Raw genomic sequence first — 24,161 nt, forward strand, 5'->3', positions numbered from 1 at the left:
CTCAGACCCCCAGAACCTTGTTGAGCATGTCCATGCGCTCCGGCAGCAGGGCGACCGGGAATTCGGCGACCATCTGGCCGTGATCCATGAGGTAGAAGCGGTCGGCGACCTTGGAGGCGAAGCGGAAATTCTGCTCGACGAGCACGACGGTCATGCCGCGCTCCTTGAGTTTCACGAGAACCTCGCCGATGCGCTGGATGATCACCGGGGCAAGGCCTTCGGTCGGTTCGTCGAGCAGGAGGCAGCGAGCACCGGTGCGCAGGATGCGGGCCATGGCCAGCATCTGCTGTTCGCCGCCGGACAGCTTGGTGCCGGGGCTATTGCGGCGTTCCTGGAGGTTGGGGAAGAGTTCGTAGATTTCCTCCAGGCTCATTCCGCCCTTGGCGACCACCGGGGGCAGCATCAGGTTTTCCTCGACCGAGAGCGTCGCGAAGATGCCGCGCTCTTCCGGTACGAAGCCGAGCCCGGCACGGGCCGTCTTGTGCAGCGGGATCGACATCATGTCCTGGCCGGCAAAGGTCACTTCGCCCGACCGCTTGCGCAGGATGCCCATAATGGTCCTGAGCGTCGTGGTCTTGCCCATACCGTTTCGGCCAAGAATGCAGATCATTTCGCCTTCGTTGACGTAGAGATCGACGCCATGAAGGACGTGGCTTTCGCCATACCAGGCCTGAAGCCCGGCAACGTTCAAGAGCGGTGCCATTAGTCCTCCGTGCCCATGTAGGCGGTGCGCACGCGCGGATCCTGACTGACGGTGGCGTAGTCGCCTTCGGCGATGATCTCGCCGCGTTGCAGGACGGTGACGTGGTGGCAGATGTCGGCGACGACCGAGAGATTGTGCTCGACCATCAGCACGGCGCGATGGCGGGCGACTTCGCGGATGATGTCGGCCACCATGCGCACGTCTTCCTGGCCCATGCCGGCCATCGGTTCGTCGAGCAGCAGGACTTCAGGGTCGAGCGCAAGGGTCGTTGCGATCTCCAGCACGCGCTTGCGGCCATAGGACAGGTCGGCGGCGCGGGTGTTGCGATAGGGCGTGAGCCCGAGTTCGTCGATCAGGACTTCCGCCCGGCCGTTGAGACGGTCGAGCGAAGAGAGCGGCAGCCAGAACTGGACCGCCAGTTCATTGGGCCGCTGAAGGGCGACGCGGACGTTTTCGAGCACGGTCAGGTGCGGAAAGACGGCCGAGATCTGGAACGACCGCACCATGCCCATGCGCGCGATCTTGTCGGGCTTGGTGTTGGTGATGTCGGTGCCGAGAAGGGTAATCTTTCCCCGGGTGGGCTGCAGGAACTTGGTCAGGAGGTTGAACACCGTCGTCTTGCCGGCGCCGTTCGGCCCGATCAGGGCATGGATACGGGCGTGGTGGACGTCGAGGTCGACGTTGTTCACGGCGGTGAAGCCGAAAAAATCCTTGCCAAGACCGCGGGCGGAAAGGACCACCCGCGGCTCGTCCTGCTGGTGCACAGGATCATTGCTCATCTATTCGTCCGCGTTCTTCGGTTGCTTACTTGACCAGGGGGCAGCCGGACTGGGCCGGGTCCTTGAAGGCCTTGTCGCCGGGGATGGTCGCGAGGACCTTGTAGTAGTCCCACGGAATGTCGCTCTCGCCCGGCTTCTTCACTTCCATCAGGTAGACGTCGTGGATCATGCGACCGTTCGGGCCGACCTTGCCGTTCTTGGCGAAGACGTCGTTGACGGGAAGTTCATGCAGCTTGGCGGCGACAGCTTCGGTCTCGTCGGTGCCGGCGGCTTCGATGGCCTTCAGGTAGGACGTGACGGCCGAATAGGTACCGGCATGGACCATGTTCGGCATGGCGCCGGTGCGCTCGAAGAAGCGCTTGCCGAAAGCGCGGCTTTCGTCGTCGCGGTTCCAGTAGAAGGCTTCGGTGAGGGTCAGGCCCTGGGCAGCCTCAAGCCCGATGCCGTGGACTTCGGCAAGCGTGAAGAGGAGAGCCGCCAGGCGCTGGCCGCCGGCGACGATGCCAAATTCGGCTGCCTGCTTGATGGCGTTCTGCGTGTCCATGCCGGCATTGGCAAGGCCGATGACCTTGGCGCCGGACGACTGGGCCTGCAGGAGGAACGAGGAGTAGTCGGTGGTCGCCAGCGGATGACGGACGGAACCGAGTACCTTGCCACCCTTTTCCTTGACGAAGTTGGAGGTGTTTTCTTCGAGCGAATAGCCGAAAGCGTAGTCGGCGGTCAGGAAGAACCAGCTGTCGCCGCCCTGTTCGACCATGGCGCCGCCGGTGCCGACGGCCAGCGCGTAGGTGTCATACGCCCAGTGGAAACCGTAAGGGGTGCACTGCTTGCCGGTCAGTTCGGTCGAGGCAGCGCCGGTGTTGATGGTGATCTTCTTCTTCTCGTTCGAGAGCGCCTGCACGGCGAGGCCGACCGAAGAGGTGGTCAGTTCCATGATGGTGTCGACTTGCTCGGTGTCGTACCACTGGCGAGCGATGTTGGAAGCGATGTCCGCCTTGTTCTGGTGGTCGGCGGTGACGACCTCGACCGGGACGCCGAGAACCTTGCCGCCGTAGTCCTCGACCGCCATCTTGGCGGCTTCGTAGGAGAACTTGCCGCCGAAGTCGGCGTACACGCCGGACTGGTCGTTCAGGATACCGATCTTCACCTTGCCGTCCGACGGCTCGGCGAGAACCGCCGTGCTTGACGCCAATACGATAGCCATGGACGCGATGAGCTTGTTGCGCATTTGATCTCCTCCCAGAGTGCAGGTCGCGAACCTGTTCAAAATTGACCAGCCGTACTCCTCTGAACGGCATGTCATGAGGCATGATCCCGGAATAACACCGTTGACGCAAGCGCAGAGCTTAACTAATTGCAAACAGGGTCTGTTCATTTTTGAACAGAGGGAGGGGTCATGAGCAATGCGAGTTTCACCTGGGACGATCTGCAGTTCTTTCTTGCTGTGGCGCGGACAGGACAGCTTTCCACCGCGGCGCGGCAGCTGAGATCCAGCCATGCCACGGTCTCGAGGCGGATCGACCGTCTTGAGTTTGCCCTGAAGGTCAAGCTTTTCGAACGCAATCCGCGTGGCTATGTGCTGACGACGATGGGGCAGCGCTTCATCGAGACGGCGGAAAAGATCGAGCAGGAGACCGAGCGTCTGCAGGCCGACCTCGCCGGCGGTGCGACGGGGCAGCGTGGCGTCGTCCGCCTGTCGGCTCCGGAGGGGTTTTCCAACTTCTTCTTCACGCACACGTTACCGGATTTCACCGGCCGCCATCCGAGCATCTCGCTCGAACTGGTGACGATCCAGCAGATCATGGCGCTGTCGCGCAAGGAAGCCGACGTCGCCGTGGTGCTCGATGCGCCGAAGGGAGGTCCCTATTTTTCCGAAAAGCTCACCGACTACCACCTGAAGATCTACGGCACGCGCGACTATCTTGCCCGGCGCGGCGAGCCGAGGACGCGCGATGACCTGCTGGAACACGCCTTCATCGGCTATATCCAGGACATGATCTTCGCGCCGGGGCTGGACTATCTCGGCGACATCCATCCGCGCATCCGGCCGAGCTTTCAGAGTTCGAGCATTTTCTCGCAGCTCATCGCGACGCGCAGCGGGCTCGGGCTCTGCGTGCTGCCGATATTCATCGCCAAGCAGTATCCGGAACTGCAGGTGGTGCTGGAGGACGATGTCGATCTCTGCCGCCACTACTGGATCGCCTGCCATCACGATCTGAGGCAGGTAGCGCGGGTACGCACGGTGATCGAGTTTCTGCGGGATGTCGTCCGTGGGAGCGGCGGATCGTTCACCGGACGGCCTGAGGCAAGCCGTCCGGCATTGTGAGCGGAGCGTTGACGCTCAGGTATTGCGCAGGCGGCCTTCGATCAGGTCGAGCACCGTGCGGGCGGCATCGAGCACGTTGGTGCCGGGGCCGAAGACGGCCGAGACGCCGTGTTCCAGAAGATAATCATAGTCCTGGCGCGGAATGACGCCGCCGACGACGACAATCACGTCCTTGGCTCCCTTGGCCTTCAGCGCCTCAACCAGCTGTGGTGCCAGCGTCTTGTGGCCGGCGGCGAGCGAGGACATGCCAACCACCTGGACCTTTTCCGCAACGGCGAGGTCTGCCGCTTCTTCCGGGGTCTGGAAGAGGGGGCCGGCGACGACGTCGAAGCCGATGTCGCCGAAGGCGGACGCGATGACCTTGGCGCCGCGGTCGTGACCGTCCTGGCCGAGCTTGGCGACCATGATGCGCGGCTTGCCGGCCTTCTTGGAGTAGTCGCTCAGGCGGCCGGAGAGCATCTGCATTTCCGGGTCGCCTTCATAGGCCTTGCCGTAGATGTCGTGCACGACCTTGGGCGTGGCCGCATGGTCGCCGAAGACCACGCGCATGGCATCCGAGATTTCGCCGACGGTGGCCCGGGCGCGGGCGGCCTCGACGGCGGCTTCCAGCAGGTTGCCCTCGCCGGTGCGGGCATAGTCGGTGATGCGGGCCAGCGCCTTTTCGACGGCCTTGGGATCGCGCTGGCGGCGGGTCTGTTCGATGCGCTTGATCTGCGAGGCACGAACGGCGGTGTTGTCGATGTCGAGGATGTCGATCGGCGCTTCGTTTTCGAGGCGGAACTTGTTGACGCCGACGATGACTTCCTCGCCCTTGTCGACGGCCGCCTGGCGACGGGTCGCGGCTTCCTCGATCAGACGCTTCGGCAGGCCGGCATCGACCGCCTTGGTCATGCCGCCCATGGCTTCGATTTCCTCGATCAGGGCCCAGGCCTTTTCCGCCAGGTCGTTGGTGAGGCTTTCGACATAGTAGGAGCCGGCGAGCGGATCGACGACCTTGGTGACGCCGGTCTCGTTCTGCAGGATGAGCTGGGTATTGCGGGCGATGCGGGCCGAGAACTCGGTCGGCAGGGCGATCGCCTCGTCGAGCGCGTTGGTGTGGAGCGACTGGGTGCCGCCGAGCGCGGCCGAGAGAGCCTCGTAGGCGGTGCGGATGACGTTGTTGTAGGGGTCCTGTTCCTGCAGCGACACGCCCGAGGTCTGGCAATGGGTGCGCAGCATCAGGGACGATGCCTTCTTCGGCTCGAATTCCTGCATGATGCGGGTCCAGAGCAGGCGGGCGGCGCGGAGCTTCGCGGCCTCCATGAAGAAGTTCATGCCGATGGCGAAGAAGAAGGACAGGCGGCCGGCGAAATCGTCGACGTTGAGGCCCTTGGCGAGGGCGGCGCGGACATATTCGCGGCCGTCTGCCAGCGTGAAGGCCAGTTCCTGCACCAGCGTCGCGCCGGCTTCCTGCATGTGGTAGCCGGAGATCGAGATGGAGTTGAACTTCGGCATCTCCTTTGCCGTGTACTCGATGATGTCGGCGATGATGCGCATCGAGGGGGCCGGCGGGTAGATGTAGGTGTTGCGGACCATGAACTCCTTGAGGATGTCGTTCTGGATGGTGCCGCTGAGCTTATCGCGCGATACGCCCTGTTCCTCGCCGGTGACGATGAAGTTGGCGAGGATCGGAATGACGGCGCCGTTCATGGTCATCGAGACGGAGATGTCTTCAAGCGGGATGCCGTCGAATAGGATCTTCATGTCCTCGACACTGTCGATCGCCACGCCGGCCTTGCCGACATCGCCGACGACGCGCGGGTGGTTGCTGTCATAGCCGCGATGGGTGGCGAGGTCGAAGGCGACGGAGACGCCCTGCTGGCCGGCGGCGAGCGCCTTGCGGTAGAAGGCGTTGCTCTCTTCGGCCGTCGAGAAGCCGGCATACTGGCGGATGGTCCAGGGGCGGCCGGCATACATGGTGGCGCGCGGTCCGCGGACGAAGGGCGCGAAGCCGGGAAGCGAACCGAGATGGTCGATGCCCTCGAGGTCGTCGGCCGTGTAGAGCGGCTTGACCGGAATACCTTCCGGCGTCTGCCAGACGAGGCTGTCGGCCGGGCGCTTCAGCTCCTTCTCGGCCAGTGCTTCCCAGTCCTTGATGGTCTTCTCGGTCATTGGACAGTCTCCTCGGTGTGCGTGATCGAGACACCCCCCTCTGCCCTGCCGGGCATCTCCCCCTCAAGGGGGGAGATCGGCTGGAGGCGCCCTGGCGCCCACCTTATGGCCTTGCGGGGTATCGTCAGCTTTTTCCCTGCGAATGCGACATATCTTGCTGGCGGGGCCGCTCCCTCCGTGATCTTCCCCCTTGAGGGGGAGATGCCCGGCAGGGCAGAGGGCGTAAGGTAGCCCCTGCCAACATCACTCGAATTCCATGATCAGCTCGTCGACGGCGAGACTGTCACCGGCCTTGACCGCGACCTTCTTCACCACGCTGCGCTTCTCGGCCTTGAGGATGTTTTCCATCTTCATGGCCTCGACGGTGGCGAGGGCCTGGCCGGCTTCGACCTGATCGCCTTCCTTTACGGCGATCGAGGTGATCACGCCCGGCATCGGGCAGAGCAGCATCTTCGACGTGTCCGGGGGCAGCTTTTCCGGCATCAGCTTGGCAAGCTCGGCGACGCGCGGCGAGCGGGTGCGGGCCACGACATCCATGCCGCGCCAGCGCAGGCGAACGGCCGCTCCGACGAGGTTGATCTTCACGCCGATGGTCTCGCCGTCGACATGGAAGACCGAATGCAGCTGGCCGGGCAGCCAGCCGCCGGTTACCGAGCACTTGCCGTCATCGGCGAAGGCGACCGCCATGCCATCGACGCCGGTCGACAGGGTGACCGGGAATTCAAAGCCGGCGAGGGTGACGATCCAGTCCTTGCCGACCTTACGCTGGTGGTTGCCGATCGTGCCGGAAATCTGAACCGCACGGTCCTGGAGCGTCTGGTTGATGACGGCTGCGATTGCGGCCAGCTTGCGGGCGGAAGCGGCGTCCGGCGCTACGCCGGTGAAGCCGTCCTTGAACTCCTCGGCGATATAGGCGGTGGTGATCTTGCCGGAGCGGAAGCGCTCCTGCTGCATGACGGCCGAGAGGAAGGGCAGGTTGTGGCCGATGCCCTCGACCTGGAAGTTGTCGAGCGCCTTCGACATGGCGTCGATCGCGGTCAGGCGATCCGGAGCCCAAGTGCAGAGCTTGGCGATCATCGGGTCGTAGTACATCGAGATCTCGCCGCCTTCGTAGACGCCGGTATCGTTGCGCACGATCGTGCCGTCGTCCTGCTTGCCTTCGACCGGCGGATGATAGCGGGTGAGGCGGCCGATCGAGGGCAGGAAGTTTCGGTAGGGGTCTTCGGCGTAAAGGCGGCTTTCGATCGCCCAGCCGTTCAGCTTGACGTCATCCTGGCCGAAGGAAAGCTTTTCGCCCGAGGCGACACGGATCATCTGCTCGACGAGGTCGAGGCCGGTGATGAGTTCTGTGACCGGGTGTTCGACCTGGAGACGGGTGTTCATTTCGAGGAAGTAGAACTTGTTCTGCTTGCCATCGACGATGAACTCGACCGTGCCGGCGGAATGATAGCCGACCGCCTTGGCGAGCGCGACCGCCTGTTCGCCCATGGCCTTGCGGGTGGCAGGGTCGAGGAAGGGCGAGGGGGCTTCCTCGATGACCTTCTGGTTGCGGCGCTGGATCGAGCATTCGCGTTCGCCGAGATAGAGCACGTTGCCGTGCTTGTCGCCGAGCACCTGGATTTCGATGTGGCGCGGCTCGGTGACGAACTTCTCGATGAAGATGCGGTCGTCGCCGAAGGAGTTCTTGGCTTCGTTGCGCGAAGACTGGAAGCCTTCGCGGGCTTCCTCGGCGTTCCAGGCGATGCGCATGCCCTTGCCGCCGCCGCCGGCGGATGCCTTGATCATGACCGGGTAGCCGATCTGGTCGGAAATCTTCACGGCCTCGTCGGCATCCTCGATCAGGCCCATATGGCCCGGAACGGTGGAGACGCCGGCTTCTGCCGCGAGCTTCTTCGAGGTGATCTTGTCGCCCATGGCCTGGATCGCTCCGACCGGCGGGCCGACAAAGGTGATGCCGGCATTGGCGAGCGCATCGGCGAAGACGGCGTTTTCCGAGAGGAAGCCGTAGCCGGGGTGCACGGCGTCGGCGCCGGTCTGGCGGATCGCCTCGAGGATCTTCTCGATGACGATATAGGACTGGTTGGACGGGGCCGGACCGATATGGACGGCCTCGTCGGCCATCTTCACATGCAGGGCGTCGCGGTCGGCGTCGGAATAGACGGCGACGGTCTTGATGCCCATCTTCTTGGCGGTCTTGATGACCCGGCAGGCGATTTCGCCGCGGTTGGCGATGAGGAGTTTGGAGATCATGGTTTTCAAACTTCCATTATGTCGTCGAAGGCTTGGGGAAAGCTTTCCCGGGCCACTCGCTCATTGATTTTCAGCATCGCCTCGTAGGAGGCGGGATCGAAAGGCTTTTCTGCCGGAATGATTTCACGCCCGAACAGCCGCGACAGTCGACCCGCGTCGAGATTGCCGCGCACGAAGGGTTCTGCGCCGAAATAATGCCAGGCGGCATGAAGAAAGGCCGCGTCGGCCAGGCTCTCGGTCTTGTCGCGGCTCAGATGGCGGGGGCGCTCGGTGAGCGGGGCCACGCCATTCGGGTTCGCGCGACGGATCGTGAACTGCCATCCCGTGCCGCTGAGGCCGGAGGGGAAGCCACGATGTTTCGTCATTTCGGGAAGCTTGGCCATCGGCGTCCTTCCTTACAGCGGGATCGTGTCGTGCTTCTTCCAGTGCGTGCCGACCTGCTTGTTGCGCAGCGATGCAAAGGCGCGGGCGATACGGCGGCGCGAGGAATGCGGCATGATCACCTCGTCGATGAAGCCGCGTTCGGCGGCGACGAAGGGGTTGGCGAAACGCTCCTCGTATTCCTTCGTGCGAGCGGCAATCTTCTCCGCGTCGCCGAGTTCGGAACGATAGAGGATTTCCGTCGCACCCTTGGCACCCATGACGGCGATTTCAGCGGTCGGCCAGGCATAGTTGATGTCGGCGCCGATATGCTTGGAGGCCATGACGTCATAGGCGCCGCCATAGGCCTTACGGGTGATCAGGGTCACCATCGGCACGGTCGCCTGGCTGTAGGCGAACAGCAGCTTTGCGCCGTGCTTGATGACGCCGCCATATTCCTGGCTGGTGCCGGGCAAAAAGCCGGGAACGTCGACCAGCGTCAGGATCGGGATGTTGAAGGCATCGCAGAAACGGACGAAGCGGGCTGCCTTGCGGGAACTATCGATGTCGAGGCAGCCGGCCAGCACCATCGGCTGGTTGGCAACGACGCCGACCGTCTGGCCTTCCATGCGCAGGAAGCCGGTGATGATGTTCTTGGCGAAGGCTTCCTGGATTTCGAAGAAATCGCCCTCGTCGGCCAGCGCGTAGATCAGCTCCTTCATGTCGTAGGGCTTGTTCGACGAATCCGGGATCAGGGTGTCGAGGCGGTTCTCGACGCGGGCCGGATCGTCATGGAACGGGCGTACCGGCGGCTTTTCACGGTTGTTCAAGGGCAGGAAGTCGAAGAGCAGGCGAACCTGTTCGAGCGCCTCGATGTCGTTCTCGTAGGCGCCGTCGGCGACCGAGGACTTCTTCGTGTGGGTGCCGGCGCCGCCGAGTTCTTCGGCCGTGACGATCTCGTTGGTGACCGTCTTCACGACGTCGGGGCCGGTCACGAACATGTAGGATGAGTCACGCACCATGAAGATGAAGTCGGTCATGGCGGGCGAATAGACCGCGCCGCCGGCGCAGGGGCCCATGATGACCGAGATCTGCGGCACGACGCCTGAGGCATCGACATTGCGCTTGAACACGTCGGCATAACCGGCGAGCGAGGCGACGCCTTCCTGGATGCGGGCGCCGCCCGAGTCGTTAAGGCCGATGACGGGAGCGCCGTTCTTGAGCGCCATGTCCATGATCTTGCAGATCTTCTGGGCATGGGTTTCAGACAGCGAGCCGCCAAGGACGGTGAAGTCCTGCGAGAAGACATAGACCTGGCGGCCGTTGATCGTGCCCCAGCCCGTCACGACGCCGTCGCCGGCGACCTTCTGGTCCGCCATGCCGAAGTCGGTGCAACGGTGGGTGACATACATGTCGTATTCTTCGAAGGAGCCCTCGTCGAGCAGCACTTCGATGCGTTCGCGGGCGGTCAGCTTGCCCTTGGCATGCTGGGCGTCGATGCGGCGCTTGCCGCCGCCGAGATGTGCTTCGGCGCGGCGCGCCTCAAGCTGGTCCAATATCAGTCGCATGCTTCCTCCCACGATTTACAAGGCGCAAGTGTTTGGTCACGGCTCTTTAGCACCGGGCCGCCCAAAGAAAATGGTTGAACAGGTGCATTTGTGGATTTATAAATTTGCAAACTGAAAAATGCGAAATTGCAAATGGCGATCGGCAAGCTCTTCATCGGCCGCAAGGTGCGCGAAATCCGTCAGGCGAATGGGGCCACGCAGAGCCATTTCGCCGACATGATCGGCATCTCGACCAGCTATCTCAACCAGATCGAGAACAACCAGCGACCGGTCTCCGCGACCGTACTCCTGGCGCTCGCGGAAAAGTTCGGGATCGACATCACCGAGCTTTCCTCCGGGCAGAACGATCGGCTGATGTCGGCGCTTTCGGAGGCGCTCAGCGATCCGCTGTTCGAAACCTACACGCCGAGCCTGCAGGAACTCAAGCTGATCAGCCAGAACGCACCAGGCCTCGCCCACGCGCTGATCACCTGCCACCAGGCCTATCGCCGCAACAGCGAGCAGTTGGCGAGCTATGACGACCGCTTCGGCGCGCCGCAGTCGAACGAGACGACCTCCTACGAAGAGGTGCGCGACTTCTTTCACTTCGTCGACAACTACATCCACGACATTGACACTACGGCGGAGAGCCTGGCCGGCCGACTGAAGCTCGGGGACGGCGACAACTACGCTGCGCTGACGGCCTTCCTGGAAAAGAGCTATGGGGTGCGCGTGGTGCGTGGTGACGCAGGCGACGATGCGATCCGTCGCTTCGATCCGGAAAGCCGGGTGCTGACACTCAGCCGCTACGCCTCGGCGCCGACCCGCGATTTCCAGGTCGCCACGCAAATCGCCCAGCTTCATGCCGGCGAGAAAATCGAGCAGGTCCTGAAACAGGCCGGCTTCCGCACCGAGGAAGCGGTGGAGGTCTGCCGGATCGGTTTGCACAACTATTTTGCCGGCGCGCTGATCCTGCCCTATCGCAGTTTCCTCCAGGCGGCGCGCGAACTGCGTCACGACATCGAGCTGATGGCTGCCCGTTTCGGCGCCTCGCTGGAGCAGGTCTGTCACCGGCTCTCGACGCTGCAGCGGCCCGGCCTCAAGGGTGTGCCGATCTTCTTTGCCCGCATCGACCGGGCGGGCAACATCACCAAGCGGCACAGCGCGGCCCGCCTGCAGTTCGCCCGCTTCGGCGCGGCCTGTCCGCTGTGGAATGCGCACCAGGCCTTCGAGGCCCCGGGCCGCATCATCCGGCAGCTCGCCGAGACGCCGGACGGGGTGCGCTATCTCTGTCTCGCCATGCAGGTCAACAAGGGGACGCTCGGCTTCAGAGCCGCCCAGCCTCGTTATGCGCTGGCGCTCGGCTGCGAGATCTCCTACGCCGACTCCTTCGTCTATGCCGATGATCTCGACCTCTCCAACCGCGCGGCCTTCGACCCGATCGGCATTTCCTGCCGGATCTGCGAACGGGTCAAATGCAGCAGTCGCGCCGTGCCGCCGCTGAAGCGCCGGCTGGTCGTCGATCACAGCGTGCGAAATGCGACGCCGTACGAGATCGAGTGAGCGGCGCGTTTGAGGTTGCTTCGAAGTGTGCTCCCTATGTCGTCTGTTCCGGAGAGATTTCTGCACGGCCAGGTCCCAACTTACGCCCCCAGTTTCTCCACCATTAGATCGATGAACCGCCTGACCCGGGGTTCAAGCAGGCGCTTGTCGGGGTAAAGCGCAAGGATCGGGACATCGCCAGAGTCATGTTCGGGGAGAACTCGACGCAGACGCCCGGCGGCCAGGTCTTCGGCGATGAGGAAATCCGGAAGGTAGGCGATACCGAGGCCGGCGCGCGCGGCGTCGAGAAGTGCCTCGCCGCTGTCCAGCCGCAGACGGCTGCGCCCTTGCGCCTTGACGGAGCCACCTTGCCCGACAGGGAAACGCCAGGCCTGGCGCTGGTTGCGGCTCGTGTGGACGAGACAGTCATGGTCCATGAGCTCATCAAGGTCTGCCGGGTCTCCCCGTTCGGCAATGTAGCCGGGGGAGGCGCACAGCATGGCGCGGCAGCGCGCCACCACCCGCGAGACGAAACTTGAATCCTGGCTGGTGACACCGATGCGGACCGCAAGATCATAGCCATCCTCGACAATGTCGGCGATTCGGTCGGTGAAGCTCACCTCGACCTGAACCTCTGGCCAGGTCTTCATATAGGCGGCGACGATCGGCAGCAGCACGCGCCGGCCGTAGGCGTCGGGCAGGGTCAGTCTCAACACGCCGCGCGGCAGGCCGCTTTTCCCCGCCACGCTTGCTTCCGCTTCGTCAACCGAGGCGAGGATCTGCAATCCGCGTTCATAGAGCAGTTTCCCCTCCTCGGTGACGCCGATCGTACGCGTCGTGCGATGGAGGAGACGCACACCGAGCCGGTCTTCCAGTCGCATCACGGCCTTGCCGGCGGCCGAGCGCGAGAGGCCCATCGCCTTGCCGCCAGCGATGAAACTACCGGCATCGACTACCGCCATGAAGACCTGGATATCGTTGAGGTTGGCACGCAGCATGAACTCAGTCCGTTTCTTCGTTTCTGTGTCGACGCCCATTCGCCAATCAAGAGGTTATAGCGATCGGGCTTCACGGCTGTTCAAGCCCGCAGATGCAAGGACCACAAGGAAGGAAGAGACATGGCACAAACACTTCACCGTTTGAACCCGCCGACCCTGCCGGATGCAGGCCCGCTTGGCTATTCGCAGATCACTACGATGGAGCCGGGCAGGCTTGCCTTTGTCTCCGGCCAGGTTGCCTGGCAAGCCGGCGACGGACCCGTGCCGGCGGATCTTGGCGAGCAGACGCGGCTCGTCTGCGTCAATGCCAAGGCGGCGCTCGATGCGATCGGTGCGACCCCGCGGGATATCGCCCTGGTGCGTGTCTACGTGACCGACCTGACGCCTGAGCGGGTGGGGGAGGCTATGACCCATCTCGGCGCCTTCTTTAACGGTGCGCAGCCGAGCCTTACGGGCATCGGTGTTGCCGCCCTTGCCGGGCCCGACCTGCAGATCGAGATGGAAATGACCGTTCGCCTTCCGGACTAAAGGCACGGGTCGTGCGGATCTTGGGTGAGTGTCGGACGGGGCGATGACAGCCCCTCCGACACGCTCACCCGAAGAGTGGCTTCGGATGCGGGCGGAAAAAGGGGTCGACGATGTCCGGGCCGATCGCGTCGAGGCTTGCCGGTGACCATTTCGGATTGCGGTCCTTGTCGATGATCGCGGCGCGGATGCCTTCGTAGAAGTCGGGTGTGTGGAGGATCTGTGCGGTCGCGGCGAATTCGCGCTCCAGGCAGGTCTCAAGATCAGGTGACCGGCGGGCCGCGCGCAGGAGGGCCAGTGTCACCTTAAGGCTGGTCGGCGATTTGGCGAGCATCGCGGAGCGCACCTTCGTCGCAAAGGGGGATGTCTCGGCCGCCAATGCTGCCTCGATCTCCTCCACGGTATCGAAGCCGAAGCAGCGGTCGATCAACGCGCGGTTCTCGGCGAACTCTCCGCTGGGCGCGGGCGCCGCAAACTCTTCGATCAGGGCGGATACGCCCGCGGCTCCGGCGCCGGTGGCAAGGGACGTGAGACGTTCGGCAAGGGCACCGAGCGCTTCGGCCGGAACGAACCAGTCGGCGAAGCCGGCCTCGATCGCATCGGCAGCGCCGACGGCCTCTCCGGTGAGGCCCATCAGGGTGCCGAGTTCGCCGGGCGCCTTCGCCAACAGCCAGGTGGCGCCGATGTCGGGGAAGAAGCCGATGCCGGTTTCGGGCATTGCGAGCTTCGTCGTGCCGGTGACGATGCGATGGCTGCCATGGCTTGAGACGCCGACGCCGCCGCCCATGGTGATGCCTTCCATGAAGACCACATAGGGTTTCGGGAAGGTGGCGATGCGGACGTTCATGCGGTATTCGGCGCGCAGGAAGTCGGCAGCGCGGCCGTCGCCGGCCTTGCCGCTCTCGTAGAAGGTGCGGATGTCGCCGCCGGCGCAGAGGCCGCGCTCGCCTTCGCCGGTCATCAGCACGGCGGCAACCGCGGGATCGTGTTCGAAACGGTCGAGGGCAGCGTCGATCGCCTGCACCATGGCAAGCGACAGGCTGTTCAGCACTCGGGGCCGGTTGAGCAGGATCACGCCGAGAGTGCCGTTGCGTCCGGAAAGCACGTCCTCACCGGCAAGGTCCGTCGTGGTCAGATAGTGCATGGACGTCTCCTCAATTGCCGATCACCGAGCGGGCGACGATCACCCGCATGATCTCGTTGGTGCCTTCGAGGATCTGGTGGACCCGCAGGTCCCGGACGATCTTCTCGATGCCGTATTCTGCGAGATAGCCATAGCCGCCATGCAGCTGCAAGGCGCGGTTGGCCACCTCGAAACAACGGTCGGTGACCAGGCGCTTGGCCATGGCGCATAGCCGGGTCGCATCGGGCGCCTTGTCGTCGAGGGCGCTCGCCGCGCGCCAGAGGAAGGTGCGCGCCGCCTCCAGGTCGGTCGCCATGTCGGCGAGCTCGAACTGCAACGCCTGGAACTCGGCGATCGGCTTGCCGAAGGCCTTGCGGTCCTTCATGTAGGCGACCGCCTTGTCGAAGGCGGAGCGTGCACCACCGAGCGAGGCGGCGGCGATGTTGAGGCGCCCGCCGTCGAGGCCGGACATGGCGATCCGGAAACCTTCGCCCTCGGCGCCCAGCCGGTTTTCCGCGGGCACCCGCACGGCGTCCATCATCACGGCCCGGGTCGGCTGGGCGTTCCAGCCCATCTTCTTCTCGTTGGCACCGAAGGTCAGCCCTTTGGCGTCGCCCGGGACGAGGAAGGCCGAAATACCCTTCGGGCCGTCCTCGCCGGTGCGGGCCATCACGAGGTAAAGCGCGCTCGATCCGGCGCCGGAGATGAACTGCTTCTGGCCGGTCAGCACATAGTCGTCGCCGTCGCGCACCGCGCGGGTCTTGAGCGCTGCCGCATCGGAGCCGCAGCCGGGTTCGGTCAAGCAGTAGCTGGCGAGCGCGTCCATGGTGGCAAGCGCGGGGAGATGCGCCTCACGCTGTTCCGGCGTGCCATAGCGGTCGATCATCGTCGCGCACATGTTGTGAATCGAGATATATGCGGCGACCGTCGGGCAGCCGGTCGCCAGAGCCTCGATGATCAGCGCGGTGTCGAGCCGGCCGAGGCCCGAGCCGCCGACATCGTCGGCGACGCAGATCGCGCCGAGACCGAGGCTGCCGGCCCTCTTCAGGGTGTCGACTGGAAAATGCTTGTTCTGGTCCCAGTCCAGCGCAAAGGGCGCCAGTTCCTCGGCGGCGAAATCGGCCGCCATGTCGACAAAGGCCTGCTGCTGGTCGCTCAGGGTGAAATCCATGGGTCTCCTCCACGAGATCGGTGCGGACCTCCTCGCCCGCGCCGTTTCATTGCCGACCGGCTTAGCACAGCTTCCGGCGGGCAATCATCCCGGTCGAAAGTCGGGGTTGCGAAAAGGAAGCATGCGATCTTTCGCGGGCGGCGGCGAGATTGGATTTGATCTATCTTATCCGGAATCGCCCCTTATCCGCCTGCCGGCACCTTCTCCCCGTTGCCACGGGGAGAAGGTCAGGGTGAGGGGCAGACGCCGATTGAGTGCCTCCGGGCTCAGCCCACAACATTCCTCGGCGTGCCGGCAACGAAGAGTTCGATGTTTTCGATCAGCTGGTCGGCGAGCGCCTGGATCGCCTCGCGGCTGGCCCAGGCGACGTGGGGTGTGAGGATGACGTTCGGGCGGGTGGCGACGCGCATCATCGGGCTGTCGGCGGTCGGCGGTTCGCCGTCGGTGACGTCGAAGCCGGCGGCGGCGATCCGGCCGTCGTCCAGTGCCTGCTCCAGCGCCTTTTCATCGACCAGCCCGCCACGGCCGGTGTTGATCAGGATCGGCTTGCGTTCCATCAGCGCGAATTCGCGTGTCCCGATGATGCCGCGGGTCTCGGCGTTGAGAGGGCAGTGCAAAGTGATGACGTCGGCGCGGCGCATCACTTCGTCAAACGGTGTCTGGCCGGGCTTGAGTTCATCCGAGCCCCGGCGTCCGGCGACCAGCACGGTCATGCCGAAGGCTTCGGCGATGCGGCCGACGGCCTGGCCGAGCGTGCCGTTGCCGATGATGCCGAGTGTGGAGCCGCCGAGGTCGGCGATCGGGTGGTCGAAGAAGCAGAATTGCGCGGCCTGCTGCCAGCGGCCGTCGAGCACCGACTGGCGATAGGACAGGATCGAGCGACGCAGGGCCAGCATCAGTGCGAAGGTGTGTTCCGGGACGGTGTGTTTTGCGTAATTGCGGATGTTGGAAACGGTGATGCCCTGTTCGCGGGCGGCGGGCAGGTCAACGATGTCCGTCCCGGTCGCGGCAACGGCGATCATCTTCAACCGACTTGCGCGGCCGAGGCTCTCGCGGCGGAGCGGTGCCTTGTTGGAGATGACGATGTCGGCGTCGGCGATCCGCTCGGCAACTTCGTCCGGTGCGGTTCGATCATGAACGATCAGCTCATGGGGAAAGGCCGGCGCCCGCAGCACGGTTTCGGGGGAAAGCGTGTCACGGTCGAGAAAGACGATCTTCAGCATGGCTATGGGGCACTCCTCACTTCTTGAGGGGGCATTAGAATGAAGGGCGGGCGGCGTGGCAAGGCCGGTTCGGGATCCAAACGGCCCGTCGCGGGCAAAACGAAGGATGCCGGGACGAGCCCGGCATCGTGATCAGGATCTTCGCCGGTATCCGGCGATCAGACGATGCCGCCGGAGCCGCCCTTGACGGCCGGGCGCTCGGAGGCGACCCGGGCACGGTAGCCGCTAGCGCGATAGGTGGCGACCGGGTCGATCGCGCCGCCGGCACGGCGGCGGGCTTCGGCCAGGATCGGCTCGACATCGGTGCGGTAGGCGCGCTTCAAGGTCTCGGTCGCCATCAACGCGTCGTTGCTGTCCTGGAAGCCTTCAAGCGCCGTGCGATCAACCAGCAGCGCCTGGGCATAGGCGCGACGGATCTCGTTGGCGCTCGAAATCAGGCTTTCAATCGGGTCGGTGACGTTGTGGCTCTGGTCGATCATATGGGCCGGGTGGAAACCCTTGACGCCGCGATGTTCGGCATCGACCAGTTCGTTGAACACCAGGAACAGGCGATAGGGCTCGATCGAGCCAGCGTCGAGGTCGTCGTCGCCGTATTTCGAATCGTTGAAGTGGAAGCCGCCGAGCTTGCCGAACTGGATGAGGCGGGCAACTATCATCTCGATATTGGTGTTCGGCGCGTGATGGCCAAGGTCGACGAGGCAGAACGCCTTTTCGCCGAGCGTCTGGGCGATCAGCAGGTTGGAGCCCCAGTCCTGCACGACGGTCGAATAGAAGGCCGGTTCGTACATCTTGTGTTCGGAGAACAGACGCCAGTCGTCGGGCAAGGCCTTATAGATGTCGGCCATGGAGGCGAGGTAGCGTTCGAACTGGCGGGTGAAGTTCGATTGGCCGGGGAAGTTCGAGCCGTCGCCGATCCAGACGGTCAGCGCCTTCGAGCCGATCGCGTTGCCAAGCTCGATGCATTCGATGTTGTGCTCGACGGCCTGGGCGCGGGTTGCCGCATCCACGTGACTGAGCGAGCCATACTTGTAGGAGTGAGCCTGGTCGGGCGCGTCCGAGAAGGTATTGGAGTTCATCGCGTCAAAGCCGAGGCCCAGCGTTTCGCCCTTTGCCTTCAGCTCCTTCGGATCGGCCTTGTCCCACGGAATGTGCAGCGACACGGTCGGCGTGGCGCGCGTCAGTTCGTTGATGACCGAGCAGTCCTCCAGCTTGTCGAAGATATGGCGCGGCTCGCCAAGGCCGGGGAAGCGGGCAAAACGGGTGCCGCCGGTGCCGACACCCCAGGAGGGAACGGCGACGAAGAATTCGGCGACCTTTTGGGTGACTGCGTCGATGTCGATGCCGGTGCGGGCGAGCTTTTCGCCGAGCGCTGCATAGTCGGACTTGAGCGCGGCCGCGCGCTTTTCGTTCTCGGCCGCGATGAGGTCGGCGGCGATTTTCTGATCGGTCATTGTCTTCCTCCCCGCGCAGGCGCTTGCATCAGGATCTCGATCGGGGCGAGGGCAAGGCTGCGACTTTTTGAAAACCCGAAGGGCCTGCCGCCGGTCTTGGGAGACACCGGCAGCAGGCATTATCTCAAGCGGATGTCAGCGCGTGAAGCTCTGGGCGTTGCCGGCATCGACATTGATGATGTTGCCGGTCGACTTGGCCGAGAGATCAGAGGCGAGGAAGTAGATCGCTTCCGCAATGTCTTCCGGGAAGACGTTGAGCTTCAGCATCGAACGCTTGCGGTAGTGTTCCTCCAGATCGGTGACCTCGATTTTCGAGGACGCCGCCCGCTGTTCGCGCCATTCGCCGTTCCAGATCTTGGAACCGCGCAGCACGGCATCGGGGTTGACCGTGTTGACCCGGATGCCGGCGTCTGCCCCTTCCAGCGCCAGGCAGCGGGCGAGATGGATCTCGGCGGCCTTGGCGGTGCAATAGGCGGACGCGTTCGGCGAGGAGGCGAGGCCGTTCTTCGACGCGACGAAGACGATGTTGCCGCCGATCGCCTGACGGCGGAACAGGCGGAAAGCCTCGCGGGAGACGAGGAAGTAGCCCGTCGCCAGGATGTCGATGTTCTTGTTCCACATGGCAAGCGTGGTGTCCTCGACCGGAGCGGAAGACGCGATGCCGGCGTTGGAAACGAGAATGTCGACGCCGCCGAACTCGACGCAGGCTTCCGCGAAGGTGGAGGCGACGGCCTCTTCCTTCGTCACGTCGAGCGTGACGGAACGAACGCTGTCGGCGCCATGACGCTTGGAGAAGTCGGCCATCGTGTCGGCCAGCGCATTGGCGTCGATGTCGGCGAGCACCACGCAGGCGCCTTCGGACATCAGGCGTTCGGCCGTGGCGCGGCCGATGCCGCCGGCGCCGCCGGTGACGAAGGCTACGCGGCCGGCAAGCGACTTCGGCTTGGGCATGCGCTGCAGCTTGGCTTCCTCGAGCAGCCAGTATTCGATGTCGAAGGCTTCCTGTTCGGGCAGGCCCTGATATTCGGAAACCGTAGAGGCACCCTTCATGACGTTGATGGCGTTGACATAGAACTCGCCGGCGATGCGGGCGGTCGCCTTGTCCTTGGCGAAGGACAGCATGCCGACGCCCGGAACCAGGAAAATGACCGGATTCGGGTCACGCATCTTCGGCGAATTGTCGTGCTTGCAGGTCTCGTAATAGCGCGTGTAGTCGGCGCGGTAGTCTTCGAGAGCCTTGTCGAGGCCGGCGATCACGGCGTCGGCATCGGGCTTGGCCGGGTCGAAATCGACGATCAGCGGACGGATCTTGGTGCGCAGGAAGTGGTCGGGGCAGGAGGTGCCGAGCGAACCGAGCGGCTTCAGGTCCTTCGAATTGACGAATTCGAGGACGGCGGCCTGGTCGTCGAAATGACCGAGCTTGCGTTCGGCCTTGCCGATGCGGCCACGGATTTCCGGCATCAGCTTCGCGGCGATCGCGCGGCGTTCCGCTTCCGGCAGGCTCTTTGCAACGGCGCCGCCGAAGATCGTTTTGCCTTCGGTTTCCTTGGCGAACCACTCGATCGCCTTGTTGATGATCTCGAGCGTCAGAAGGTAGCAGTCCTTGGCGTCATTCGCCCAGGTGAAAAGGCCGTGGCTTTCGAGCACGACGCCCTTGGCGGTCGGGTTTGCCTTGACGAAGGCTTCGAGATCGAGGCCGAGTTGGAAGCCAGGGCGGCGCCACGGCAGCCAGCCGATGTCGGCGCCGAAGATCCGTTGCGTCAGTTCCTTCGAGTTCTTCGATGCGGCGATCGCGATGATCGCGTCCGGATGCATGTGGTCGACATGGGTGAACGGCACGAAACCGTGCAGCGGCGTGTCGATCGAGGCGGCGCGCGGGTTCAGGTTGAAGGTGCAGTGGGGCAGGAAGCCGACCATGCGGTCCTCGTCCTCGACGCCCTTGTAAAGGGTCTTCAGCGCCTCGAGCTTGTCCATGTAGAGGGTGGAGAAGCCGCCGAGCTTGATGGTGCCGACGTCGCCGCCGGAACCCTTGACCCACATGACGCGGACCTTTTCGCCGGTCAGCGGATCGGTTTCGAGCACTTTTGCGGAGGTGTTGCCGCCACCGTAATTGGTGATGCGCTTGTCGGCGCCCAAGAGATTGGAGCGGTAGAGCAGCTTGCCCGGCTCATCGAGCTTTGCGGCGTAGGCGTCGTCCCAACGGTTTTCGAGAAGGCGGGTTTGGCCCGTCATTGCTTCCTCCCTGTGCGTGTCGATTTCACGGGTTGCCGGCTGGCGACCCATCTCCTTCTGGTGCACGGTATCGCGCATCCGCTCGATGTTTGTCAATCAATTTCGATCACAAACATTCATTGTGCGACGCAACATTATCTTTTTTGATCGTTTGTGATTGACAGCGTAAACGCAATCCGAATAAATCACGCTCAGGAGGAGCCCATGCACGAACGCGAACGTCATCGCATCATATTAAGCGCGATCCAGGAAAAGCCGGTCATCACCGTGCAGGACATCGCCGAGCTGACCGAGGCTTCCGAAGCCACGATCCGCCGCGACATCGCCGCGCTTCATGTGCAGGGAAAGCTCCGCCGGGTCCGTGGCGGCGCGGAGGCGGTGCATCCGCCGCAGCTCGGAAATCTGGCCGCGCGACCGTTCCGCGTTTCGGAATCGGTCAATATCGACAAGAAACGCGCAATTGCGCGCGCCGCGGTCGATCTCTGCGAGGAAGGCGACTCGATCATCATCAACGGGGGCACGACGACCTTCCAGATGGTGCATTTCATGTCGGCGCGCCGCCTGCAGGTCATGACCAATTCTTTCGCCATAGCCGAGCATCTGGTCAAGCATTCGAAGTGCACGGTCTCGGTGCCGGGCGGGGCGATCTACCGCGACCAGAGCTTGATCCTGTCGCCCTTCGACAATGACGCGATCCGGAATTTCTACGCACGGCGCATCTTCATCGGCGCGCAGGGCATCAATGCGCTCGGCGTGATGGAGTCCGACGCGCTGGTGATCCAGAGCGAACAGAAGCTGGTGCGCCAGGCCGAGGAACTGATCATTATGGTCGATTCCAGCAAGTTCTCGAAGCGCTCGAGCCTGATCCTGTGTTCGCTCGACAACGTCTCGACGATCATCACCGACGACAAGATTCCGGACGAGGCGGCCGCCATGGTCACCGACGCCGGCGTAAAGCTCATAACGGTCAAGCCGATGGCTTCGGCCGAGAAGGAGGATTCCACGTCGGTCGCATGATGTGATCAGGCCGCGTGGGGAGTTCAAAGCAGTCTATCAACCTGGGAGGAAGACGAAATGAAACTGTCCAAGACACTGCTCGCCGGCGTGGCCTTTGCCGCCATGGCAATGGCGTCCGCGGCCAATGCAGCCGACATGAAGATCGCACTCGTCGTCAAGTCGCTCGGCAACGGCTTCTTTGAAGCCGCCAACAAGGGCGCCGAGGAAGCAGCCAAGGAACTCGGCGGCGTCGAGATCATCTATACCGGCCCGACGACGACCACGGCCGAAGGGCAGATCGAAGTCATCAATTCGCTGATCGCGCAGGGCGTCGATGCCATCGCGATCTCGGCCAACGATCCGGATGCCGTCGTTCCGGCGCTCAAGAAGGCTGCCCAGCGCGGCATCAAGGTCATCTCGTGGGATTCGGGCGTTGCCGCCGAAGGCCGCATCATGCACCTCAACCCGTCGTCCAACGAGTTGATCGGCAAGATGTGCCTGCAGCTCGCCGCAAACCACCTCGAAGGCGGCAAGGGCGACTTCGCCATCCTGTCGGCGACCACCACCTCGACCAACCAGAACATCTGGATCGAGGAGATGAAGAAGCAGCTCAAGGATTTCCCGGGCCTCAACCTCGCCACGACCGTCTATGGTGACGACCTGGCTGACAAGAGCTACCGCGAAGCCAACGGCCTCCTGTCGTCCTCGCCGAACGTCAAGGTTATCGTCGCTCCGACGACCGTCGGCGTTCTCGCCGCCTCGCAGGCTGTCAAGGATGCCGGCAAGATCGGCCAGGTCTACGTGACCGGTCTCGGCCTGCCGTCGGAAATGGCCGGCGCCATCAAGTCGGGCGCCACCAAGGAATTCGCCATCTGGAACCCGATCGACCTCGGTTACTCGGCCACCCAGATCGCCTATCACCTGGTCAAGGGCGACACCGACGGCGCGCCGGGCGCGGAAATCGAAGCCGGCCGCATGGGCAAGATCAAGGTCGGCGACAACGGCGAAGCCGCGATGGCCGATCCGTTCGTCTACAATTCGTCGAACATCGACGAGTTCTCGAAGATCTTCTGATCCTGCGTTTTCGAGCTCGAGGGCTGTTGCCCCTCACCCTAGCCCTCTCCCCGCACGCGGGGAGAGGGGACGTGCCCCGATGATAGGATGACGCCGTGTGGCTTGGATCCTTCACCCCGCTTGCGGGGAGAAGGTGCCGGCAGGCGGATGAGGGGCTTACAGGACCTGAAAAGACCATGACCGTTCAAGCCAAAACAATCGACACCGCGCCGCTCGCCGCCGTCACGCCGATCCTCGAAATGCGTGGCATTTCGCAGATCTTTCCCGGCGTGAAGGCCCTCGACGGGGTGAATGTCGCCCTTTATCCGGGCCAGGTGACCGCGCTGATCGGCGAGAACGGCGCCGGCAAGTCGACGCTCGTCAAGATCCTGACCGGCATCTATCGTCCCAATGAGGGAGAGATCCTGATCGACGGCAAGCCGATCGCCTTTGCCAATGCGCAGGATGCGATCGACGCGGGCGTGACCGCGATCCACCAGGAAACCGTGCTGTTTGACGAGCTGACCGTCGGCGAGAACATCTTTCTCGGCCATGCGCCGCGCACCCGTTTCGGCCTGATCGACTGGAAAACAATCAACCAGCGTGCTCGCCAGCTGCTGGCGGAGCTCGAAAGCAATATCGATCCGACCATTCGCCTGAAGGATCTTTCCATTGCGCAGCGTCATCTGGTCGCGATTGCCCGCGCGCTTTCGGTCGAGGCGCGCATCGTCATCATGGACGAGCCGACTGCCGCCCTGTCGCGCAAGGAAATCGACGACCTGTTCCGCATCGTCGAAGGACTGAAGAAGCAGGGCAAGGCGATCCTGTTCATCAGCCACAAGTTCGACGAGCTTTATGAAATCGCCGAAAACTACGCCGTCTTCCGCGACGGCAAGATGGTCGGTTCCGGCGCGCTCAAGTCGACGCCGCAGGACGAGATTGTCCGCCTGATGGTCGGCCGGGACGTGCACGACGTCTTCCCCAAGGTTGCCGTGAACATTGGCAAGACGGTTCTTTCGGTCGACGGTTACTGCCACGACACCGAATTCCGCGACATTTCCTTCGAACTGAGGCAGGGCGAGATCCTCGGCGTCTACGGCCTGATCGGTGCCGGGCGTTCCGAACTCTGCCAGTCGCTGTTCGGCATCACGGCGCCCGCCTCCGGCCGCCTCTCGCTCGAGGGCCGTGAGATTACGATCCGCAGCCCCGCCGATGCGATCGCCGCCGGCATCGTCTATGTTCCGGAAGAACGCGGACGTCATGGTCTCGCGCTCGAAATGCCGATCTACCAGAACATGTCGCTGCCGTCGCTGGCGCGCACCTCGGCGCGCGGCTTCCTGAAAGCCGCCAACGAATTCGGGCTTGCCCGCAAGTATGCCGAACGGCTCGACCTGCGGGCCGCTGCCCTTTCCGTGCCGGTCGGCACGCTTTCCGGTGGTAATCAGCAAAAGGTCGTCATCGGCAAGTGGCTTGCCACCAAGCCGAAGGTGATCATTCTCGACGAGCCGACCAAGGGCATCGACATCGGTTCCAAGGCCGCCGTGCACGGCTTCATCTCGGAACTCGCGGGCGAGGGGCTCTCGATCATCATGATCTCGTCGGAACTGCCGGAAATCCTTGGCATGTCCGACCGGGTCATGGTCATGCGCGAGGGTCTGATGGCCGGCATCTATCCGCGCGAGGGGCTCTCCGCCGAGACGCTGGTCCGTGCGGCGACCGGCAATGGTTAAG

General features: G+C 63.6%; 19 protein-coding genes. 6 read left to right on the forward strand and 13 right to left on the reverse strand.

Translation table 11 applies throughout. The annotated features are described in order from the left end of the window. Position 1: 1 nt before the first annotated feature. From ACX93L_RS00465 to ACX93L_RS00475, 3 genes are read right to left on the reverse strand one after another with little or no spacing between them, the layout of a single operon-like run. On the reverse strand, positions 2 to 703 hold the full coding sequence (locus ACX93L_RS00465) for an ABC transporter ATP-binding protein (protein ID WP_459403027.1): 702 nt from the start codon (positions 701 to 703) through the stop codon (positions 2 to 4). Continuing rightward, on the reverse strand, positions 703 to 1,482 hold the full coding sequence (locus tag ACX93L_RS00470) for an ABC transporter ATP-binding protein (protein ID WP_169595054.1): 780 nt from the start codon (positions 1,480 to 1,482) through the stop codon (positions 703 to 705). Before ACX93L_RS00470 ends, ACX93L_RS00465 begins: the two co-directional genes overlap by 1 nt. Before the next feature lie 25 nt (positions 1,483 to 1,507). After that, a complete protein-coding gene (locus tag ACX93L_RS00475) occupies positions 1,508 to 2,710 on the reverse strand; it encodes an ABC transporter substrate-binding protein (protein WP_459403028.1) in 1,203 nt (400 codons plus the stop codon). 168 nt (positions 2,711 to 2,878) lie between these two features. Here ACX93L_RS00475 and ACX93L_RS00480 point away from each other — a divergent pair, with 168 nt between their 5' ends. Then, positions 2,879 to 3,808, forward strand: coding sequence for a LysR family transcriptional regulator (locus ACX93L_RS00480; protein WP_459403029.1), 930 nt, complete (start codon positions 2,879 to 2,881; stop codon positions 3,806 to 3,808). A gap of 15 nt (positions 3,809 to 3,823) precedes the next feature. Here ACX93L_RS00480 and scpA read toward each other — a convergent pair whose 3' ends face one another. From scpA to ACX93L_RS00500, 4 genes are all read right to left on the reverse strand, one after another. After that, positions 3,824 to 5,959: a methylmalonyl-CoA mutase gene (gene scpA, locus ACX93L_RS00485; RefSeq protein WP_459403030.1), complete on the reverse strand. Its 2,136-nt coding sequence runs from the start codon at positions 5,957 to 5,959 to the stop codon at positions 3,824 to 3,826. Positions 5,960 to 6,202: 243 nt separating this feature from the next. Continuing rightward, the gene (locus tag ACX93L_RS00490; RefSeq protein WP_459403031.1) at positions 6,203 to 8,209 is read right to left on the reverse strand and encodes an acetyl-CoA carboxylase biotin carboxylase subunit; all 2,007 of its coding nucleotides are present in this window, start codon (positions 8,207 to 8,209) and stop codon (positions 6,203 to 6,205) included. A gap of 5 nt (positions 8,210 to 8,214) precedes the next feature. Continuing rightward, on the reverse strand, positions 8,215 to 8,592 hold the full coding sequence (locus ACX93L_RS00495) for a hypothetical protein (RefSeq protein ID WP_169595059.1): 378 nt from the start codon (positions 8,590 to 8,592) through the stop codon (positions 8,215 to 8,217). 12 nt (positions 8,593 to 8,604) lie between these two features. Next, a complete protein-coding gene (locus tag ACX93L_RS00500; RefSeq protein WP_459403032.1) occupies positions 8,605 to 10,137 on the reverse strand; it encodes an acyl-CoA carboxylase subunit beta in 1,533 nt (510 codons plus the stop codon). Positions 10,138 to 10,269: 132 nt separating this feature from the next. Here ACX93L_RS00500 and ACX93L_RS00505 point away from each other — a divergent pair, with 132 nt between their 5' ends. After that, complete coding sequence (locus ACX93L_RS00505) at positions 10,270 to 11,679, forward strand: helix-turn-helix domain-containing protein (RefSeq protein WP_459403033.1); 1,410 nt, start codon at positions 10,270 to 10,272, stop codon at positions 11,677 to 11,679. 80 nt (positions 11,680 to 11,759) lie between these two features. Here the strand turns inward: ACX93L_RS00505 and ACX93L_RS00510 are convergent, their stop codons facing one another. Then, positions 11,760 to 12,656 (reverse strand): LysR family transcriptional regulator, encoded by an 897-nt coding sequence (locus ACX93L_RS00510; RefSeq protein ID WP_459403034.1) that lies wholly within the window; start codon positions 12,654 to 12,656, stop codon positions 11,760 to 11,762. Between the two features lie 120 nt (positions 12,657 to 12,776). Between ACX93L_RS00510 and ACX93L_RS00515 the strand changes: the two genes are divergently transcribed. Beyond that, a complete protein-coding gene (locus ACX93L_RS00515) occupies positions 12,777 to 13,184 on the forward strand; it encodes a RidA family protein (protein WP_459403035.1) in 408 nt (135 codons plus the stop codon). A 64-nt stretch (positions 13,185 to 13,248) separates the two neighbouring features. Here ACX93L_RS00515 and ACX93L_RS00520 read toward each other — a convergent pair whose 3' ends face one another. The 5 genes from ACX93L_RS00520 to ACX93L_RS00540 all read right to left on the reverse strand — a co-directional run bounded on the left by ACX93L_RS00520 (position 13,249) and on the right by ACX93L_RS00540 (position 20,381). Continuing rightward, positions 13,249 to 14,325, reverse strand: a complete 1,077-nt coding sequence (locus ACX93L_RS00520) for an enoyl-CoA hydratase/isomerase family protein (RefSeq protein ID WP_459403036.1) — start codon at positions 14,323 to 14,325, stop codon at positions 13,249 to 13,251. Positions 14,326 to 14,335: 10 nt separating this feature from the next. Continuing rightward, on the reverse strand, positions 14,336 to 15,475 hold the full coding sequence (locus ACX93L_RS00525) for an isobutyryl-CoA dehydrogenase (RefSeq protein WP_459403037.1): 1,140 nt from the start codon (positions 15,473 to 15,475) through the stop codon (positions 14,336 to 14,338). A 266-nt stretch (positions 15,476 to 15,741) separates the two neighbouring features. Beyond that, positions 15,742 to 16,698 carry a D-2-hydroxyacid dehydrogenase gene (locus tag ACX93L_RS00530; RefSeq protein ID WP_459403038.1) on the reverse strand — a complete coding sequence of 319 codons (957 nt, stop codon included), beginning with the start codon at positions 16,696 to 16,698 and terminating at the stop codon, positions 15,742 to 15,744. A gap of 158 nt (positions 16,699 to 16,856) precedes the next feature. After that, on the reverse strand, positions 16,857 to 18,149 hold the full coding sequence (gene rhaI, locus ACX93L_RS00535; RefSeq protein WP_459403039.1) for an L-rhamnose catabolism isomerase: 1,293 nt from the start codon (positions 18,147 to 18,149) through the stop codon (positions 16,857 to 16,859). Positions 18,150 to 18,284: 135 nt separating this feature from the next. Next, on the reverse strand, positions 18,285 to 20,381 hold the full coding sequence (locus ACX93L_RS00540) for a bifunctional rhamnulose-1-phosphate aldolase/short-chain dehydrogenase (protein ID WP_459403040.1): 2,097 nt from the start codon (positions 20,379 to 20,381) through the stop codon (positions 18,285 to 18,287). A 204-nt stretch (positions 20,382 to 20,585) separates the two neighbouring features. Here ACX93L_RS00540 and ACX93L_RS00545 point away from each other — a divergent pair, with 204 nt between their 5' ends. The 3 genes from ACX93L_RS00545 (at position 20,586) to ACX93L_RS00555 (ending at position 24,160) form a co-directional block, all read left to right on the forward strand. Further along, positions 20,586 to 21,398, forward strand: coding sequence for a DeoR/GlpR family DNA-binding transcription regulator (locus tag ACX93L_RS00545; protein WP_169595069.1), 813 nt, complete (start codon positions 20,586 to 20,588; stop codon positions 21,396 to 21,398). 57 nt (positions 21,399 to 21,455) lie between these two features. Further along, the gene (gene rhaS / locus ACX93L_RS00550; protein ID WP_129333013.1) at positions 21,456 to 22,451 is read left to right on the forward strand and encodes a rhamnose ABC transporter substrate-binding protein; all 996 of its coding nucleotides are present in this window, start codon (positions 21,456 to 21,458) and stop codon (positions 22,449 to 22,451) included. A 176-nt stretch (positions 22,452 to 22,627) separates the two neighbouring features. Continuing rightward, positions 22,628 to 24,160, forward strand: coding sequence for a sugar ABC transporter ATP-binding protein (locus ACX93L_RS00555; RefSeq protein WP_459403041.1), 1,533 nt, complete (start codon positions 22,628 to 22,630; stop codon positions 24,158 to 24,160). Position 24,161: the final 1 nt, after the last annotated feature.

The sequence above is a fragment of the Rhizobium sp. CAU 1783 genome (assembly GCF_054551725.1).

Coding starts and splice junctions, on each gene's coding strand:
- ACX93L_RS00465 (WP_459403027.1), bottom strand. CDS start 703: ATGGCACCGCTCTTGAACGTTGCCGGGCTTCAGGCCTGGTATGGCGAA.
- ACX93L_RS00470 (WP_169595054.1), bottom strand. CDS start 1,482: ATGAGCAATGATCCTGTGCACCAGCAGGACGAGCCGCGGGTGGTCCTT.
- ACX93L_RS00475 (WP_459403028.1), bottom strand. CDS start 2,710: ATGCGCAACAAGCTCATCGCGTCCATGGCTATCGTATTGGCGTCAAGC.
- ACX93L_RS00480 (WP_459403029.1), top strand. CDS start 2,879: ATGAGCAATGCGAGTTTCACCTGGGACGATCTGCAGTTCTTTCTTGCT.
- scpA (WP_459403030.1), bottom strand. CDS start 5,959: ATGACCGAGAAGACCATCAAGGACTGGGAAGCACTGGCCGAGAAGGAG.
- ACX93L_RS00490 (WP_459403031.1), bottom strand. CDS start 8,209: ATGATCTCCAAACTCCTCATCGCCAACCGCGGCGAAATCGCCTGCCGG.
- ACX93L_RS00495 (WP_169595059.1), bottom strand. CDS start 8,592: ATGGCCAAGCTTCCCGAAATGACGAAACATCGTGGCTTCCCCTCCGGC.
- ACX93L_RS00500 (WP_459403032.1), bottom strand. CDS start 10,137: ATGCGACTGATATTGGACCAGCTTGAGGCGCGCCGCGCCGAAGCACAT.
- ACX93L_RS00505 (WP_459403033.1), top strand. CDS start 10,270: ATGGCGATCGGCAAGCTCTTCATCGGCCGCAAGGTGCGCGAAATCCGT.
- ACX93L_RS00510 (WP_459403034.1), bottom strand. CDS start 12,656: ATGCTGCGTGCCAACCTCAACGATATCCAGGTCTTCATGGCGGTAGTC.
- ACX93L_RS00515 (WP_459403035.1), top strand. CDS start 12,777: ATGGCACAAACACTTCACCGTTTGAACCCGCCGACCCTGCCGGATGCA.
- ACX93L_RS00520 (WP_459403036.1), bottom strand. CDS start 14,325: ATGCACTATCTGACCACGACGGACCTTGCCGGTGAGGACGTGCTTTCC.
- ACX93L_RS00525 (WP_459403037.1), bottom strand. CDS start 15,475: ATGGATTTCACCCTGAGCGACCAGCAGCAGGCCTTTGTCGACATGGCG.
- ACX93L_RS00530 (WP_459403038.1), bottom strand. CDS start 16,698: ATGCTGAAGATCGTCTTTCTCGACCGTGACACGCTTTCCCCCGAAACC.
- rhaI (WP_459403039.1), bottom strand. CDS start 18,149: ATGACCGATCAGAAAATCGCCGCCGACCTCATCGCGGCCGAGAACGAA.
- ACX93L_RS00540 (WP_459403040.1), bottom strand. CDS start 20,381: ATGACGGGCCAAACCCGCCTTCTCGAAAACCGTTGGGACGACGCCTAC.
- ACX93L_RS00545 (WP_169595069.1), top strand. CDS start 20,586: ATGCACGAACGCGAACGTCATCGCATCATATTAAGCGCGATCCAGGAA.
- rhaS (WP_129333013.1), top strand. CDS start 21,456: ATGAAACTGTCCAAGACACTGCTCGCCGGCGTGGCCTTTGCCGCCATG.
- ACX93L_RS00555 (WP_459403041.1), top strand. CDS start 22,628: ATGACCGTTCAAGCCAAAACAATCGACACCGCGCCGCTCGCCGCCGTC.